This window comes from Caballeronia eucalypticola, assembly GCF_047608185.1.
Lineage (GTDB): Bacteria > Pseudomonadota > Gammaproteobacteria > Burkholderiales > Burkholderiaceae > Caballeronia.
In genome coordinates this window covers 74921-92688 of the sequence record NZ_JBLKRU010000031.1, presented here as the reverse complement: position 1 = coordinate 92688, position 17768 = coordinate 74921, and the positions used below count along the sequence as shown (strand labels likewise).

General features: G+C 61.5%; 13 protein-coding genes. 6 read left to right on the top strand and 7 right to left on the bottom strand.

The window, feature by feature from the left end; genetic code table 11:
- The 6 genes from ACMX25_RS28425 to ACMX25_RS28400 form a co-directional block, all read left to right on the top strand.
- A partial coding sequence (locus ACMX25_RS28425) for a YceI family protein (protein WP_414949978.1) occupies positions 1-463 on the top strand: 463 nt, incomplete at its 5' end.
- Positions 464-515: 52 nt separating this feature from the next.
- Complete coding sequence (locus ACMX25_RS28420) at positions 516-1100, top strand: YceI family protein (RefSeq protein ID WP_414953321.1); 585 nt, start codon at positions 516-518, stop codon at positions 1098-1100.
- Between the two features lie 273 nt (positions 1101-1373).
- On the top strand, positions 1374-1595 hold the full coding sequence (locus tag ACMX25_RS28415; RefSeq protein WP_414953320.1) for a ParD-like family protein: 222 nt from the start codon (positions 1374-1376) through the stop codon (positions 1593-1595).
- Complete coding sequence (locus ACMX25_RS28410; RefSeq protein WP_414953319.1) at positions 1592-1870, top strand: type II toxin-antitoxin system RelE/ParE family toxin; 279 nt, start codon at positions 1592-1594, stop codon at positions 1868-1870. Before ACMX25_RS28415 ends, ACMX25_RS28410 begins: the two co-directional genes overlap by 4 nt.
- 250 nt (positions 1871-2120) lie before the next feature.
- Entirely contained in the window at positions 2121-2987 is an 867-nt protein-coding gene (locus tag ACMX25_RS28405) for an NmrA family NAD(P)-binding protein (RefSeq protein WP_414953318.1), read from the top strand.
- A 61-nt stretch (positions 2988-3048) separates the two neighbouring features.
- Positions 3049-3801, top strand: a complete 753-nt coding sequence (locus ACMX25_RS28400; protein WP_414953317.1) for an SDR family oxidoreductase — start codon at positions 3049-3051, stop codon at positions 3799-3801.
- A gap of 133 nt (positions 3802-3934) precedes the next feature.
- Here the strand turns inward: ACMX25_RS28400 and ACMX25_RS28395 are convergent, their stop codons facing one another.
- The 7 genes from ACMX25_RS28395 to bcsD all read right to left on the bottom strand — a co-directional run bounded on the left by ACMX25_RS28395 (position 3935) and on the right by bcsD (position 17137).
- Entirely contained in the window at positions 3935-8734 is a 4800-nt protein-coding gene (locus ACMX25_RS28395) for a cellulose synthase subunit BcsC-related outer membrane protein (RefSeq protein ID WP_414953316.1), read from the bottom strand.
- Positions 8728-9930 (bottom strand): cellulose synthase complex periplasmic endoglucanase BcsZ, encoded by a 1203-nt coding sequence (bcsZ, locus tag ACMX25_RS28390; RefSeq protein WP_414953315.1) that lies wholly within the window; start codon positions 9928-9930, stop codon positions 8728-8730. Before bcsZ ends, ACMX25_RS28395 begins: the two co-directional genes overlap by 7 nt.
- Position 9931: 1 nt before the next feature.
- On the bottom strand, positions 9932-12529 hold the full coding sequence (bcsB, locus tag ACMX25_RS28385) for a cellulose biosynthesis cyclic di-GMP-binding regulatory protein BcsB (protein ID WP_414953314.1): 2598 nt from the start codon (positions 12527-12529) through the stop codon (positions 9932-9934).
- A 1-nt stretch (position 12530) separates the two neighbouring features.
- Positions 12531-14792 carry a UDP-forming cellulose synthase catalytic subunit gene (gene bcsA / locus ACMX25_RS28380; protein ID WP_414953313.1) on the bottom strand — a complete coding sequence of 754 codons (2262 nt, stop codon included), beginning with the start codon at positions 14790-14792 and terminating at the stop codon, positions 12531-12533.
- Positions 14738-15526 (bottom strand): cellulose biosynthesis protein BcsQ, encoded by a 789-nt coding sequence (gene bcsQ, locus ACMX25_RS28375; protein ID WP_414953312.1) that lies wholly within the window; start codon positions 15524-15526, stop codon positions 14738-14740. Before bcsQ ends, bcsA begins: the two co-directional genes overlap by 55 nt.
- A complete protein-coding gene (bcsP, locus tag ACMX25_RS28370; RefSeq protein ID WP_414953311.1) occupies positions 15523-16422 on the bottom strand; it encodes a cellulose biosynthesis protein BcsP in 900 nt (299 codons plus the stop codon). Before bcsP ends, bcsQ begins: the two co-directional genes overlap by 4 nt.
- Before the next feature lie 259 nt (positions 16423-16681).
- Positions 16682-17137 carry a cellulose biosynthesis protein BcsD gene (gene bcsD / locus ACMX25_RS28365; protein WP_414953310.1) on the bottom strand — a complete coding sequence of 152 codons (456 nt, stop codon included), beginning with the start codon at positions 17135-17137 and terminating at the stop codon, positions 16682-16684.
- Positions 17138-17768: the final 631 nt, after the last annotated feature.

Here is a 17768-nt window from a genome sequence, read left to right as displayed (position 1 = left end):
GGTGACGGCGACATCGAAGCAAATGAACGTGCCGGTCGAAGGCAAGTTCAAGAAGTTCACCGCGCAACTCGACTTCGATCCGGCCAAGCCAGCGGCCGGCAGTGCGAATCTCAGCATCGACACGAGCAGCTACGATCTCGGCGACGAGAGCTACAACAAGCAGGCCACTGACAAGGACTGGTTCGACACAGCCCATTTCCCGACGGCGACTTTCGTTTCGACGGGCATCGCGCCGGCAGGCGGCACGAAGTTCAACGTCAGCGGCAAGCTCACGATCAAGGGCAAGTCGCAAAACGTCACCGTACCGGTCACCGTGACGAGCCAGGGCGCGACGCAAACCTTCGACGGATCATTGCCCATCAAACGCACGCAGTTCGATGTCGGCTCGGGCGAATGGAAAGACACCTCGGTCGTCGCCGACGAAGTCGTCATCAAGTTCCACCTCGTCGCAACGAAGAAATAAGCGCTCACCGAACCTTGATCCTAGGTCTTCACAAATTCATTCTGGAAAACTCATGAAAAAGAACCTTCTGATTGCAGCCGCCGGCGCGCTTTTCGCGGCCGTTTCGTTCAACGCGATGGCTGAAGAAGTCACGTATCAACTCGACCCGAACCACACGTACCCGAGCTTTGAAACCGATCACTTTGGCGGCATCTCGATCTGGCGCGGCAAGTTCACGAAGAGCAGCGGCACCGTGACGCTCGATCGCGCAAAACAGAAGGGCACGCTGGACGCGACTATCGACATGACGTCGATTGATATCGGCAATGACAAGCTGAACGGTGAACTGAAGAGCGCGCAATTCTTCGATGCCGACAAGTTCCCGACAGCGACCTACAAGGGCACGTCGATGAAGTACAAGGGCGATGTGCCGGTTGAAGTGATCGGCGAACTGACGCTGCACGGCGTGACGAAGCCGCTGAACCTGAAGATCGAATCGTTCAAGTGCTTCACGAACCCGATGCTGAAGAAAGAAGTGTGCGGCACGGAATCGACGGCCACGTTTGATCGCGGCGACTTCGGCGTGGATTATGGCAAGACATACGGCTTCAAGATGAAGACGACGCTGCATATTCAAGCCGAAGGCGTGAAGCAGTAAATAGACCGATGGATGCCGGCGTGGAGATGTCACGCCGGGCGTTCAGGGCAAAGAAGCCGTTCCAGCTTACGCAGGAACGGCTTTTTGGCTATGTGACCGTCATCGGCGTTTTCTCAAAGACAGTCTCCGAGAAAACGAGCGGGGGCGATGTAAAAATCCGGATAGGAGGCAGCAGAATTCCTCCCAACTCCTTCCCACGCATTGATCCCCAATGCGCTGAGCCTCTGCTACAATTCGATTGCTACATTTGTAGTAATCGAGGTCATGATGAGTATGCCAGTCCGAATTGATGACGAGTTGTATGAACAGGCGAAAGCCGACGCGTCGGCAGAACACCGATCAATCGCCGGTCAGATTGAATTCTGGGCGAAGGTCGGACGTGCGGCGTTGGATAACCCGGATCTGCCAGCGTCCTTCATTGCCGAGTCGCTGATCTCTATGGCCGAGCCGCGCGAACACTCCACACCGTTCGTGCCACGTCGCCGCCGCACATGAGCTTTACGGTCCGTCAGACGAGACGTTTTGCAAGGCAGTACAAAAAACTCCATGACAACGCGGCCGCCGACGTGGACGCCGCAGTGGCGGTCGTCGTGGCCGATCCTGCCGCTGGAGAGCGAAAGCGAGGCGACCTGGCTGATTTGCTTGTGTACAAGTTTCGAAGCCAGGGGCAATTGTTCTTGCTTGGCTATACCGTCGACGACGAACCGCGACTGGTGTACCTCGAAGCGATCAGCCCGCACGAGAATTTCTATCGGGACCTAAAGCGGTGAGCCTGCTCAACGATTAGGGCAACGCCGACCAAGACATTCTCACTTCATCGAGCGTCGTTGCCCCGCGCAGGGCTTCGCACAACGTATGTCGGATACCGACTCCCTTCAGCCTGAAGGTCATCAAGGCACCCGCTATCAATGCTCCCAAGTCATGAATGAAATGACATCCGGGCTATCGTCAAACGTGGTTCCGTCCAACACAATCCTCTCCAACGCAGCGCTTGCTGCCTAATTTTCTGGAGAAGAAACCATGTATGCAGTGACTGGAATCACAGGGCAGGTTGGGGGTGTCGTTGCGCGTTTGCTGCTAGCCGCCGGGCACGATGTCCGCGCCGTCGTTCGCGATGCAGCAAAGGGCGAGGCTTGGGCGAAGCAAGGCTGCGAAGTCGCACTCGCCGACGTCAACGATCAACAGGCATTGCAGCACGCATTCGAAGGTACGGAAGGCGTATTTGTCCTGCTGCCGCCCACATTCGATCCCACGCCGGGCTTTCCCGAAGCTCGCAAGACCATCGCCACATTGCGGGCTGCACTCGCAGCCGCCAAACCGTCCAGGGTCGTCGTGCTGTCGACTATCGGCGCACAGGCCACGCAGCCGAACCTGCTGAATCAGCTTCAAATCCTCGAGCAGGAACTGGGCACGCTGCCCATGCCCGTGGCTTTCCTGCGCGCCGCATGGTTTATCGAAAATGCTGCATGGGATGTGGCGCCCGCACGCGATTCAGGCATCGTGCCCAGCTTCTTGCAACCACTCGACAAACCTGTGCCTATGGTCGCTACCGCGGATATCGGCCGTGTCGCAGCGGAGTTGTTGCGTGAATCGTGGACGGGGCGCCGCATCGTTGAACTGGAAGGGCCGCAGCGTATTTCGCCTGACATGATTGCAGCTGGCTTCACGCGTCTGCTCGGCCGCGACGTCAGCATGACAGTCGTGCCGCGAGACACTTGGGAAGACTTGTTCCGCTCGCAAGGGATGAAAAACCCGACGCCGCGCATGCAGATGATCGATGGTTTCAACGAAGAGTGGATCTGCTTTGAAGGCGCTGAAAACGAAGTGCGCAAAGGCCGTGTGCCGCTTGATACGGTGTTGCAATCGTTGATTGAAAAGGCGTCGTAGAACGGCGCTGATGCCCGGCAACTGGCTTGCGATTATTAACCGTTATTCAGGAGTACAACCAATGACCAGCATGCAAGAAGATGCGATCAGGAAGGGCCGCCTCGATGGCAAGAAGGTGATCGTGCTCGGCGGTTCATCGGGAATCGGCTATGCGGTGGCGGAGTATGTGCTGGCCGAAGGTGCAAACGTCGTGATTGCATCGAGCCATGCGGGACGTGTCGACGCTGCGGTCACGGCGCTTGGCGCGAATGCTAAAGGCCACGCGCTCGATCTCATCGATGAACATGCCATCGAAGCATTTTTCACCGCGATCGGTAGCTTCGATCATCTGGTGTTCACCGCAGGCGATTCCCTGCGGCTTGGTGAGATCGCGTCGACGGATTTGTCCCTGGCAAGACGCGCCTTCGATATCCGCTATTGGGGCGCACTCGCCGCGGTCAAATACGCTTCGCCGCATATCGCGACCGGCGGTTCGATCGTGCTGACAACAGGCGTCGCGGCGTTGCGTCCGCGTGGCGGCTGGGCATTCGGCGCGAGTGTCTGCGGCGCAATGGACGCGCTCACGAGGGCGCTTGCAGTCGAACTGGCGCCGTTGCGCGTGAACGCCGTGTCACCCGGACTGATCGCGACGAACCTGTGGCAGAACATGTCGGAAGAGGACCGCCAAGCGATGTACGAACAAGCCGGCAAGCAATTGCCCGTCGGTCGAGTGGGCGAGGCGCGCGATGTCGCGGCTGCGTATCTGTTCCTGGTGGAAAGTGCGTTTGCAACGGGCCAAACGGTCGTGGTCGATGGCGGGGCGGTGCTGGTTTAGGCGAGGAAGGTGTGGGCTAAGTAATGCAGATACTTGCAGCCAATCAATATCCGCCAGTTTGCAGCAACAAAAAAATGGTTGGGGCGAGTTCGCCCGAACCACTTTTTTTCAAACCACCTGATTGCTCACCTTATCAATTCGTCAGCGACAGATAGGGCGAGGCAAGTGCCGTCGGCGGGAAGGACACTGCGCCGCCTTGTTTCGTGAAGCTGTATCGCACGTACACGGCTGCCAGGTATTCGCGATACTGATACGCGTTGCCAAGAGACGCGGTCGCCCCGACCGTAAGTTGCGGTGCAAGTTGATATTCACCCGTCGCGCTGAACGAATAAGAGACGCCGGTTTTGCTGCTGCTTGCGTAGACCCCTCCGGTCGCGCCTGAACTTCCTGGCTGGATGTTGCCAGTGATCGGGAAATAATTCGACGCATCCTGCCGATAATGCTGCACACCGATCGACCCCTTGAGGTCGTAGGTGAACAGGCCATTGCGGCCCATGTACTCGACCGGCAGGTTCAGGATCATGTACTGCTGCGGGCTGAAGTAGCCGCCCTGTCCATAGGTGAAGTACGACAGGTTCTTGTCGTAGTGCATCAGCGTGGTGTTCACGCCCGCCGTCAGCGTGGTATTCCCGTCCTGGAACAGGCGCGTATAGAAACCGCCGCCGCCTTTTTCGGCCGTGTTGCTCGCGACATTCGTGCCGGTGTAGTACTGGAACGCCCAGTTCACGTACGCACCGCTCGTTCCGTCGTCCCAGCCGAGATCCAGGCGTCCGCCGTTCGACGTGACACCGCCCCATTGCAGGTTTTGACCCTGATCGCGCGTCCCAGCATACGAGAGCAAGCTGTCGGTGACCGCCCGGCGCGCAACGGCGATCGAGTACGAAACCTTGTCCGTGATGCTGCCGTTGTACTGTGCGCCGCCGACCACGTTTTCTTCGCGAAAACCGAGCGGCGTAGTGCCGACATCGAGCTTCACGCTGTTCGTTTCGTAGCCGACGGACAACCCTACGCCGGTCGCCGTTTGGTTGCCGTAATTGTTGATCAGAGTCGGACTCAATGCGGCCTGTCCGGAGCCAAAGCGCTTGAGCGTGTCGGCCGTCGATTGGGCATCGCCCGCGTCCAACGTTACCGGCGTCGCTGTCACGACAATATGACCGTTCCCCGCCGCGATGCGACCCTGAACCGGCGCTTCGATATCCGTCAGGTTCGACAGCCCGTCCTCACCCGTGCGTTGGCGAAAGATGATGCCGCCCGACACCGTGCTCGACCGGGCGCGGTTGATTTGCGCGAGTTCATCGGCGACGCCCAGCGTTTGTGCGTTGGCCACGGTCGTCGGATTGTTGCCCGCCATGCCGGAGTATGCCTGTGCCGGTTGTGCGGGCGCGTAGCCATAACCTGCGGGCGGTTGCGGGATGTAGGGCTGACCGTAGCCCTGGTTCGCGTAGGGCTGCTGTTGTTGCTGCTGTTGTGGATACCCGTATGCCTGCTGCGCATACTGCTGTTGCTGCGGATAAGGCTGCTGCCTGTAGTCCGTTTCATCGGCTTGGCGAGTGTTACGCGACGTGGCCTGCTTGCGTGTCGAAGCACGTGTCGATTTCGTTCCCGCCGCACTGGAATAGGTGCGGGGTTGCGGCTGCTGCGCGTTCGCTTGCGCCTCGCGCGCAGCGGGCGACATGGGCCACGGCGAACTCATCGCGGGGTCGACCTGTTGCTGAGCTTGCTGAGACTGATACCGAGCCGGATACGGTTGCTGCGGTTGCCGATATTGCTGCTGATTCTGCGCAGGATAAGGCTGCTGATATTGCGGCTGATACGGCTGCTGATAAGCCTGACCCTGCGGCTGATATTGCCCCTGATACTGTCCCGGATCCTGAGCCGGCGCTTGCCCTGGATAGGGTTGCAGCGGCGCCGCGGCCGGCCCGCCGGACTGGCTCGAACCTGAGGTATCGGGACCGTATCCACCGCCTGTCGCTACTGGGCGTCCAGGGTTCCCCGGCGTTGAATAGGGTGCAACATAGGGCGTCGAATAAGGCGCGGGTTGAGACGGAGGCAAATAGTTCGGCACGTTCTGCGTCGGTGAAGAAGGCTGGGAATAAGAGGATGACCCAGAGGACGACCCACCAGGCAATCCGGGCATCGGAGCAGTCGAGCGCGAGAACAGGCCGCTCAGCGGACCCGTCGGTGCACCCGATGGGCTCGTTGTCGTATCGATGGCGGTCTTGCCTTCAAAGGGATTCGTGCCGGGCAGCGGCATCGACCCGATGCGCTGCATGGCCGATTCCCAACCACGCGGCACGTTGGGCTGCGCGCCCTGGCCGGCTGTGCGCACCGTTTGACGCACGGGCGTATTTGCAGCAATCAATGCCTGCTGCAAATAACGCGATGCCAGCGTCAACTTGCCCTCGGCGTGATACATGCGGCCGGTCGCGGCGAGCACGCGGGGATCGTCGGGAGCCTCGTGCAGCGCCTGATTCGCCGTTGCCTCCGCAAATGAAAATTCCCTCGCGCCGGACGCGGCGCCAATCGTTGAAACCTGCAGGTCGATGTCGTCAGGACGTCGCGCCAACGCCGCGCGATAACTCGCGAGCGCGCTGCGGTCGTCGCCGGCAGAGGTGTACAAACGGGCCAGCGCAGCTTGCAGGTCGGGGTTATCGGGCATGGCGGAAAGCCAGGGCGCGATCACATCGTAGGCGCTAGCCAGGTCCCCGCGCTGACGCACGGTATCGGCCTGTTTCACCACAATGCCGATGTTCAAATTGTTGAAGTCGATACGTTGCTGCGGCGTGAGTTGCGCAGCGGCCAGCCGTCGCATGACGGAACTCAGTTCGGCGTCCTGCTGCGGATTCTTTTGCCCCGCGGCAACTGGAACGGCCGTCAGGATACCTGCGTATTGCAGCAGCAGGCCGGTATCGTCGGGAGCAGCAGCCATTGCGCCGCGCACCAGCGACAACGCGCGCATGGTGTCACCCGCCTGCAAATACGACGACGCCAGCACGCCGACCAACTCAGGGCTGTTCTCAGCAGTGGGCGTAGCGGCTTGCAGGATCGCCTCGGCTTGTTGCGTCTGCCCGGCACGCGACATCCGGTTCGCGAGGTCCGCTTGCGTATGAACCCACAAGCGATGTTGCAGCAGCGTCATGGCCGTCGTGCGCTGGTTGACCGGGATGCGTTCCAGTTGCGATAACCCCGTCGCCCAGTCTTGGGTCTCAGCCGAGAGTAGCGCGCTTGCATACAGCGCGTCGGTCATGTCGGGGTGCGTGGCGAGCAAGCCGTCCATCATGCTGCGCGCATTGCCGACCGCCCCTTGGCGCACGTAAATACGAGCGAGGTCGAGGCGCATCCAGACATCGTCGGGATTGTTCAGCAACGCATCTTCGAAAAGACTGCGCGCCGTGCCCAGGTCACCGCGTGCTTCGGCTGCGCGCGCCTGCGCCGCCTGCGCTTCGCCGCGCAGCTTGTTGATGCCGCCAGCCTTCGCCTGCTGTTCCGCGTTCAACTGGTTCGCAAAGCCAAGCGCCTCGTCACCGCGGCCTTGCGCGGCGAGGGCGCCGACCAGTCCACGAATTGCGTCGGGGTTGTCGGCCTGACGGCGCAGCGCCATCCGGTAAGCCTGTTCCGCGCCGCGCGGGTCGCCGCTATTGAGCAGCGTTTCGCCGAGCATGGTCTGCGCGGTCGTGTCCGATGGATTCAGCGCAATCGCGCGCTCGAAATCCGACCTCGCTTTCGCGATCTCGCCATTGCTGCGCGCGCCAATCCCCGCGCTCGTATAACTCCAGTAGGTCGCGCTAGTGAGAGCGTCCTTCCATCGCGCCGGATTGGTAATACGCGATGCACGCTCCAGGTACGTGCGCGCTTCATCGAATTTTTCTTGCTTCAATGCGGCGATACCCATGCCGCCGAGCGCATCGCCATCGTTTGGACTATTCGCCAGCACGGCGGAAAAACGGGCGCGCGCTGTGACGATATCGCCACGATCCAGCGCGGCGAAACCATCGGCAACTGCGCGGCCGCGCGAATCGACGGCGGCATTCTCTTGCGCTCGATCGCGAGCCTGCTTGTCTTGCTGGACCATCGAATCGAAACGCGCTTTGACCGCAGGATCGTCCGGCGATCCCTGCAGATAAGCCTGATAAAGCGGGGCGTCGGATGCGCGTGCGCCGAGCCACAGCAGAGCCTGGCGCCAGCTTTTCTTCGCCTGCTCGCCGACGGTGCTGTCATTGCTCAACTGCGCAAGACGCGCGATGCCGTCGCGGCGGGTGGTGTCGCGATAAGTCAGGTGCTGCGCGAGCGCCAGCGCATAGCGCGGGTCGTTGGGGTTGTCGCGCGCGAGTTGCGTCAGTCCCTGACGCGCCTGATCCCAGCCTTGCGGCGTGGCGGCAAGCGCCTGGTAATACTCGAGCGTGAGTTCGGGTGTAGCGGGCTTGCCGTTGATCGCGCGCTGATATTCCTGCACCGCCGATGCGCTCTGACCACTTTGCGCGAGCCGCCGTGCGTCGTTTACGGTCTGGTCGCGCGGACTGGTTTCACCGAGCCGCCGGCCGAGTTCATCGATATTCGGATACTGCGGCGCAGCTTCCCGCAGGCGCTGCAAGTATTGCTGCGCACCGCTGCCGTCCTTGCGGTCCGCGAGGATGATGCCCATGCCGTAGAGCGCGTCGGGTTGCTTCGGGTCGATGCGAAGCACCTTCTGCCACGCTTGCTCGGCCAGATCGCCCCGTCGATGCGACTGCCAGTAGCGGCCCTGATCGATCAGCACGCCGAGCGGCGAGTTGGCAGCGGCACTGCCGGTCACGGCGCCCGCAGTCGCTGCGCTGCTGGCGGCTTGCGCGAACGCGGTCAGCGGCACATTGGCAGCACAACCTGCCGCGAGGCTCAGCGCGATCGCGCGCGCGCCTGCGTGGGATTTCATGGGGAACAGGGGCCGTTTCAACATGCAGTTCTCCAGCTCGGCACGAGTCGGCCGGCTTCATCGAAACGGTATCGGCCTTCTATAAATCCGGCGCCGAACAAGCCCAGCACCCGGTCGTAATAAACCGGTTCACGGTTGGGATTTGCAGGCGGAACGCCCGATGAGCTCGCCACGGGCACGTCGAGCGCCGCGAGATGCGTGCGGGCAAGGCCCAGGCCGCGATCATCGCCGAGGGTCTTGAAGTAGGGTGCAAGCGCTGCCCAGTAGCTCAGCGGGCCTTCGCCACTTATCACGCCTGTCGCCACATTCACGCGCTCCGGCGGATAGCCGTTTTGCGCCACGACCTGACGCATGCCGCCCAGCGCCGCGAGCCACGGTTTGCCCAGCGGATCAGCGGTAGACGTCAGCCCAGCCCACAAATACACGCGAATGGCGTCGTAGCTGCCGGTGTCGGCATTCTGTGGATCGACGACGAACTGCCCCGACTTGTATGCCGCCCAGTCAGGCGAAAAACCGTGCGGCGCCGTGGTCGTGATGAGCTTGTAGCTATTCTCGGCAAGCTGGTTCCACGGGCCATCGGGCATCTCACGAGCGAGACCGCGCAACACCGGCAATGGCGAATAGCTTGGATTGAGACGCGTCACGTCGCCGGTTTTAAAACCTTGCGGACCAGGCAGCAACATGGGTCCAAGGCCCGTGAGATTCGTCACTTCATGACGCACGATCTGGGCGGCCAGCGCCATGCCCAGTTGCGTATAACTTTTCTCATTCCACAGACGACCGGCTTGCAGCAGGTCGTAGGCGATCCACAGGTCGGAATCGGAGGCGGAATTCGGATCGAGCACACCGAACGAGCCATCAGGCTTCTTGCCCCATTGCCACGATGGCAACCGCACGTTGCCCGGTTCGAACTGGTTCGCCGCGAGGTTCGTGCGGGTCCAGGCGAGCAGCCGGTCGAAGGTCGAGCGGTCGTTCGCGACGAGCGCAAAGAACATCGCGTACGACTGGCCTTCGGAGGTCGTTTGCTGTGCCGGCGTGGAGTAATCGATCACGCGGCCGTCCGCTTGCACGAAGCGCGCGGTGAACGTGCGATAAGCGGTCCAGTCGGTGCATTGCGGCGTGGAGGCTGAAGACGCGCTGGCGCTGAAAGTTGCCCCCATGCCGGTCAGCGCCAGCGCCAGAATTGCCGTCTTCGATCCACGTCTGAAACCTGCCCGCATATCAATCCCTCAAACGGCGCGCGGCAATGGCGCGCAGCGACCGGTAGAACAATGCCGCGATGATGATGGCTGCGAGCAAGCCGCCAAGCACCAGCAGGAGCGGATGAGACGACAACGCCCAGCGCATGTATTCGAAAGGCGACAGTCGGCCGATGTAATAGGCCTGGCCATTCGATGTCACCGTCACTTCGCGTCCGTGAATCACGGCCATGGCGCCCTGGATCTCGGGGAGGATGTCGTTATCGAGCAAGGCGGCTGACAGGTCTGCATCGGACTGTCCGGCCGCGCTGATCAGCGCCACCGCGCTGCGATTGCGCTTCAGCGGCGACTCAAAGCCGGTGATAAGTGCGTCGCCGCTGGAGCTGACAAGCGACAAGTCCGCGCGCGCCGGCAGGCGTTCCACGCCATGCGGGCCGTGCCACCAGTCGACGACCTTGAACGCGACGTCGGAGAGTTCGAAGTTGCGTGAATCGCCGTCGCCTGAGAACGGCATCTGCTTCGCCCAGGTTTGCAGCAGCGGCTGACGCCCGGGCGAGCCGAGGATCAGCAGGTCTTTATCGGCGAGATTGTCGATCTGGTCCGGTTGGGCCACGGTCACGCCGGTCACCGGATATCCCGTCGATGCCCCCATGCGTCCCATCTCCAGCAAGTACAGGCTGAAGTCGGCCGAGGTCGGGTCGTTCGGCATGATGACCGCCGTTTCCGAAAGATCGGCCATGCGCGTGAACGGGAAACCCCCGTTAGCAAAAGCCGCGAGGTCGGGCAGCGCCATGTAGTGCGGGAATCCCGACAGGTCGATGGTCGAATTCGGATCGATGGAACCCACCACGTTATCCAGTATGCGGCCCTGGCATTCGCCGGTCTTCGGATAGTCGTAGTAGAAGTGCAGGCGCAACTGCGAACGCGGCGTGAGCAGCAGCGGCGGCAGGTAGATCTCGTGACGCGCGGCGGCCGTCTTGTCGGGCATCACCTGATTGAAATAGCGGCCGAGATCGAAGGTCGACGTGGCCACTGCCGGAATGCGCAGCGACTGCACGAAACCATCGTTCACGTTGATGTTCAGCGTGGACCGGTCGAGCGTGGGACGCACGGTGTATCGATACCCCAAATCGATCGGCACGCCCTTCGTTTGCCACATGAAGAGATCGGGCGGCACGCGCATGTTCACACGCACGGCGTCGGCGTTATAACCCGACACCGACAGATCGCGTGCTTCTGCCAATTCGCCGAAACGCACCGGCCGGTCGGTCGGCAGCCAGTTCGGCGCGTCATAGGGTTTGCGCGGCGCGAAGTCGTTCAGTTGCGTGATCGTCGCGGTCGTGCCGGACAGTGTGTTCTGGCCGATGCCGAGCGCCTTTGCGGCGGTCTTCAGCTCGGCGTCGTTGCGGCCCATCACGAGCAGCAAGCGGCCACGCGACGGCGAATTGGGATCAGTCGCGCGATCCACCACGGCAATGGTCGGGCCGGTGATATCGGGGATCTTCACGCCGGCCGGGTGCTGGTCGCTGGTGGCGAACACCACGGCATTGCCGGACAGCGGCACGTTGTCGATCTGCGCCGGAAACACGGCGCCACGATATCCGCTGAGCGAGCCGAACCACGACGCCACCGCGCCCGCTGCTTCGAGCGTGGCCGCGCTGGGTTTTTGTGCGAACACGAACGGCAGTTCCAGGCGGCGTACATCGCGACGATCGAAGAAAGGCGCGGGCAAAGCGGCGAGGTCGGGCTTGCTGTCAAGCGATGCATACGTGAGGTCGAGCGAGCTCGCGTTGCTGACGGTTGCCCATAGCGTTGAGTTCGACGGGTCCTCGCATTGCTGCGTGTAGTGGCCGATCAACTGCACGTTCAGGTGATTGAATTCCGTGATGAAGCGCGGGTCGATGGACACATCGCGTGCAACCAGGATGCCGGCCTGTTCGCGCGGTACGGGCAGCGTGGCGGCGACTTCGCCGTTGACCAGCACCTTGAGTTGCGAGATCGACGGCAGCAGCGCAGGCGAATAACTGTAGATCAGGTGCAGCACTGCACCGGTCACGACTTCGTCGCTGCGGACCGAGAACGGCACGCCGTTCTGGCCGTCCGTGCCACGCAGTTGCAGCGGATCGAGCGCGCCAAGGTCGGAGAACGTGAGCGTCTGGCGGCGGCCGCCGGGCACCAGCAAGCCGGGCTCGGCCGTGGTCGGCGTCCTGGAGGCAAGCGTGCGGACGGCAGGCGCAGCCGACGAACCTGACGCACCCGAGGCCGCCTGTGCAAACGCCGGCACGGGCACGGCGAGTTGCGGTTGATCGATCGTTGCCCGGTTGAACGGCGTAGCGGGGCCGGGGGGCGGTACAGAGCCCACGCCGGTTGCGGACGCGCTGGTCGCGGCATTGATCGACGTAGCAGCCGACGCAGTGGCCGACGTAGCAGCCGACGCCGCGCTTGCCAGCGACGCCAGCGGCACGGCCAGTGCGGTTTGCAAAGCCATCCAGCAAGCGAGGCTGCGCATCAGGGCGCGGGGAATGGGGCGGGCGCTGAACGGCGTAAAAACTGTCGTGTCCGGTTCGCCTTGTCCTGCTCGTCCATTGCCCGGGCGCAGCATCGAAATTCCCTTACCCATGTCAGTCTTTTGTCTTCAGTTTTTTAACGTCGGGTGAACGGGTCGTCAGCCAGTTCCGTGCGTCGATGAAAAGATGTTCGAACAACGCGCCGATACCGCCCATGCCCACTACCAGCACATGCCGCAAGCCGCGCAGCGGTGCGTCCGGAGTGCGTCCTTCAGACCAGTTGGTCCAGGCATCGGCGCGGGCGAAGGTGGTCTTCACGAACTCGAATTCCTGCTCGCGCGTGAGGGCGGAAAAGCGCAGCCCGACGCGCCCGACTGCGGTAAAGCCGACGGTCGCAGGGAACGCATATTCCTCATCGCCACGAAATAGCGAGACGGTGACTTTCTCGTGCAGCGGCACGGTCAGGTCGCCCGGCAACTTCACGCCCACGCCGCCTTCCGAGTAGTCCATGGTCTCGCAGGCGAGAGTCCGGCCGGTTGAGAACTTGAGCATCACGGGCATCTTCATTTCCACGCGATGCGTCGTACGCACTTGCCGGCGTTCACTTGCAGCCGCCACGCTCGCGCCCAGGATCAGCATGTTGTAGGTGGTCCACGCGAGGTTCAGCAAGACCGTGTTCACTTCGCTCTTTACGTCCCAGTGCAGGTAGATGTTCACGAGCCCCGCGATAAACCCGAGCAGGTTCAGCACCAGCAGGATGAGGTACGGACGCGAGATCGCGTAGTCGAAATAATCCTTCGATATCTGGCCGCCCTTCGCCGTCACGTTGAACTTGCCGAGCTTCGGGTTGATCAGCGCGAGCAGGGTAGGCGCGGTGATGTACGACGCCAGCACGGACTCGTACACTTCAGCCCAGAACGAATGCCGGAACGAGCGCTGCATGCGCGAGTTCGTGATGCTTGCGTGCATCATGTGCGGCAGCGCGAAGATGGCGATCGTGCCGGCCGCCGCGTGGATCACGTGCGCCCCGAAAAACAGGTACGACAGCGGCGCGGTCAGGAACACGAGGCGCGGGATGCCGTAGAAGAAGTGCATCATCCCGTTCAGGTAACAGAGCCGCTGACCGATCTTCAGGCCCTTGCCCGTGAGCGGGTTATCGATCCGGAAAATCTGCGTCATGCCGCGCGCCCAGCGAATCCGCTGGCCGATGTGGCCGGACAAACTTTCAGTGGCGAGACCTGCCGCCTGCGGGATCGCGAGATACGCCGTGGTGTATCCGAGCCGATGCAGTTTGAGCGCCGTATGCGCGTCTTCCGTCACCGTCTCGACCGCGATGCCGCCAATCTCTTCCACCATCGTCCGGCGCAGCAGCGCGCATGAGCCGCAGAAGAAGGTCGCGTTCCAGAGGTCGTTGCCGTCCTGCACCAGCCCGTAGAACAATTCGCCTTCGTTGGGCACCTTGCGGAAGGTGCCCAGGTTGCGTTCGAACGGATCCGGCGAGAAGAAGTGGTGCGGTGTTTGCAGCATCGACAGCTTCTTGTCGCGCAGGAACCAGCCAAGGCCGATCTGCAGGAACGAGCGTGTGGGGATGTGGTCGCAATCGAAGATGGCGAGATATTCGCCCTTCGTGATCTTCAGCGCTTCATTGATATTGCCGGCCTTCGCATGCCGGTTGTGCGTGCGGATGGTCCAGGTGACGCCGACTTCTTCGCAGAACGCCTTGAACTCGGGACGGCGGCCGTCATCGAGGACATGAATCGATATCTTGTCCGCCGGATAGTCGATCGCAAGCGCCGCGTAGATAGTCGGCTTCACCACGCCGAGCGGCTCGTTATAGGTCGGGATGAAGACGTCGACAGTCGGCCATTCATCGCGGTTTGCCGGCAACGGCATCGGCTTTCTCTGCAGTGGCCAGGCGGTCTGGAAATAACCGAGCATCAGCACGATCGCCGAGTAGACCTCGGCGGCCACCAGCAGCAGACCCCAGGCGGCATCGAGCGGACGTTCCCAATAGGTTGTCTCGGTCAGCCGCCAGTACATGTAGCGGCCCGTGACCGCCACAGACAGCATGATCATGACGAGCGTCGCGTACTGGCCGCGCAGGCGCCGGAACGCCATGGCGAGAGCGAAACAGCAGCACGCGAAAATCAGTTGCTGGGTGAATTCGAGCGGCACCGTCCAGACGAAATACATCGCCAAAAGGGCAAAGAGCGTGAGAAGCCCCGTAAAGATCCGGCTGCTCCAGATCCCCGAGTCGACAAAACGCTCCAGCTGCGACGCAACTTCGTCGGCCTCGGACAATGCGCGTGCGCGTGGCTTGTTCATGCGACGTTCCTCGGCGAGAGCTGCTTGGAATCGACCGCGCTGGTGAGCCATTCGCCGCACGTGCGCAGATCGGCGGCGGCCTGGCTCAACGGGTCGTAATGGATCAGCGTGGTGTCGCAGGCGAGCGACTCGCTCACGCCTTCGTCAAGGTGGATGACGCCCGGGAACATCTTGTCGCCGAGCAGGTTGCGCAAGACCTTGAGCACGTCCTTCGTCAGTTGCCGCGACTGGTCGACCTGGTTCACCACATAACCCGTGCCCACGAAATTCGAACGCGGCGTGGCGTAGGCCTCGATCATGCGTTCCATCTGCGGGATGGCGGCGTACGAAGCGGCATCGGCAAGCACGACGTTCAACGCAAAATTCGACGCGCATAGCGCCGTGCGCGTATAGACCGACGAACCCGGCGGGGTATCGACTATCACGATATCCGCAGCATCGAGTCCGAGCCTTTCAAGCGATTGCACGAGCCATTGCGGGTCGCGGTCGATGTGCGCTTCGAAGCGGCGTCGATCATCTTCCACCACTGCGCCGTAGGGCAGGACCGTGACGCCGTCGACGCCGTCGAACATGACGGTCTGCCACGCTTCACCGGCGAGGGTGGCGCGCGAAATTCCGTCGATGCTGTCAAGCGGAATGCCGAAATGCAGGCGCAGCGCGTTCTGCGGATCGAGGTCGAGCGCGATTACGCGCCGCCCGCGTGCAGCGAGCACCGAAGCAAGATTTGCCGCGAGCGTGGTTTTACCAACACCGCCTTTGGCAGAGACGACGGTGATGACTTTCATGAGGATGAGTTGCGCTTGGCGAGCCACGAAGCCGCGCCCGAGTTGACGGGAGCTGGGGCAGAAGTTGAGTTTGAAGCTGCAGGTCCGCGCAGACGCTGAAACATCGACTCCAGTGAATCCGGGGATGCGTTTGCCTGCGGCACAGGTTGAGCGTGCACTTGCGGACGGAACAGCTTGCCGAGGATCGACGGGTTCTTTGCTTCAGGCGCTGGCGCTGCTTCGGCCGGCTGCACGCGCGGCAACGACAGCGCTTTTGCAGAACTATTCGAACGATGCAGTGCTGCTGCGAAACCCGTCGGCTGGGTGGGCGCGTTCGCAGACACCACAGGCGCCGCAGACGCTGGCGTGGCGAGCGGCTGCGTACGCGGTTGCGGTTGTTGAGACTGCGGCAGGTGTTGCTCTTGTTGCGTGTGGAACGGCCGGAACAGCGGCTGCGGCAGTCGTGCCGGCTGCTGCGGTTGAGCAGCCACTGGGGGCACCGCCTCGGTTTCCACGGCGTTCGATGTTTCTTCGATAGCGTCTACCAGCGCCGAGAAACGCGCTGCGCCGACCGGCGCGGCCGGCAGTGTGACATTGGCGACAGGCGGAACCGTCTTCCGATGCGCGCGCGCAAAGAGCGGCGGTTTGCCGTGGTTGACCGACGTCGTGCCCGGCGGTTGCGTCAGGCTGTTCGGGACGTTGCGATATTCGCCGGAGCGATCGTGCGTCTGGGGCAGGTGAGCATCGCGGCGGGGCGCGATGTCCGGGATCGTTGGCTGCGAGAGGTCAAGGGTCGCGAGCAATGGCCAGCGCGTGCGGGCGTGGACGGCTTCGTTTTCGCGGCCGATTTCCTGGTAGTTGCCGGCATCGCCGCCAAATTTATCGAACAGCTTCTCAATATCGCGCGAAGGGTTCATGTGCTGCGTCCTCGTACTCTCGGTTGTACTTTGGGCCTTGCCTCGACGACCACTGGCCAGTGACGTCTCGCGCGCTTTTGCACGCTGATGCGGGCAATGCCTGGTTGACTGCTTGATCCGGTGCCGGACCTGTACTGCATTCGTAAACGCCAAGGGAATGTCCGGTCCCGCTTCAGGTTCGCTTGGCTGAGCTTTTAGATCAGCGCTTAGCTTAGATTCGCGAGGCTGGACGTGCCCCTGGTTTCCTTCTCGGTTGCTTTCAGTTGCTATAACGGCCGAGTCTGAATTCGACTGCAGCACTTTCGTCGAACTCGCCGGCTTGCACGACAGATAAGCCCTGCGCGCCAAGCGCGCTCAACCACTCCTGATATGCGCCTTCGAGAAACGCGGGGCTCCAGGGAAGGGCATTCGCGCCGAATGCGAGCAATGGGGGACAGCAATGAACGATACGCAGATAATCCGGCTCGTCACTTACCTCGACAAATCCCCAGTCGGCGTCGTTCCAAATAGCATTCAACGCAGCGCCGAGTTCGGGCGTGGTAGCGCAGGGCGGCAGCGGATGAGCAGCTGCAAAACGGCGTCCTACGCGTTGCATTAACTGGCGCAACTCGTCGCGGCCGATCTGGGTATCGAATTCTTCGGCCAGTGCGACCAGCACGCCACGCCATTGCGAGGAAATTTGCCGATCCAGCAGGTAGTCGAGGGTCATGGCCATATTGTTAGAGAGGAAAGCTTCCAGCTAAATGAGCGCGAAAATAGCGATGCGGGGAAATCAGTAGTATTTACTCTGCGGCGCCGTGCGATGGACAATAGTACTGATACCGCTTGCCTTTCAGCCGGGAGTCTACTTCAAGGCGATTTGTTTTTGCCACATAACGCACATTAGCAAATAGTTCTGTGGTTAAAGCCCCAAACAGAGGGCAAAAAATCCGCTATGTCCATGTTATGTAGTACCACAGCCATTAGCGCAAACGTTTAATCCGCTTATTTATTCGTCAGTTTAATCTTGCGCCTCACGCTTGTGTCGCGAAGTTGATGGGACTTGACCGACCGGTGATATTGCATACGCGGTGGCACCGAAATTCGAGCTTCTTGGGGTTTCTTTTTTGGGGGCGGTTTCCCGTTTCTGGGAACGGACATCGCGTGGTCTGGATGCCTGAACTGCGGGAATACATCATGCGCTCCTATCTGATTTTGTACGCGCACTCGGACACGCGTGTGTAGAAACTGAAAGGCCCGCAGAAATTGCCGCGTGAGCCGGACGGTGAGATTTGACGAAGGCGGTTGAGCGGGAAGGGGCGTGTGAGACTTTTATTCAGGATCGCGTAGTGATTGGGATACACCTG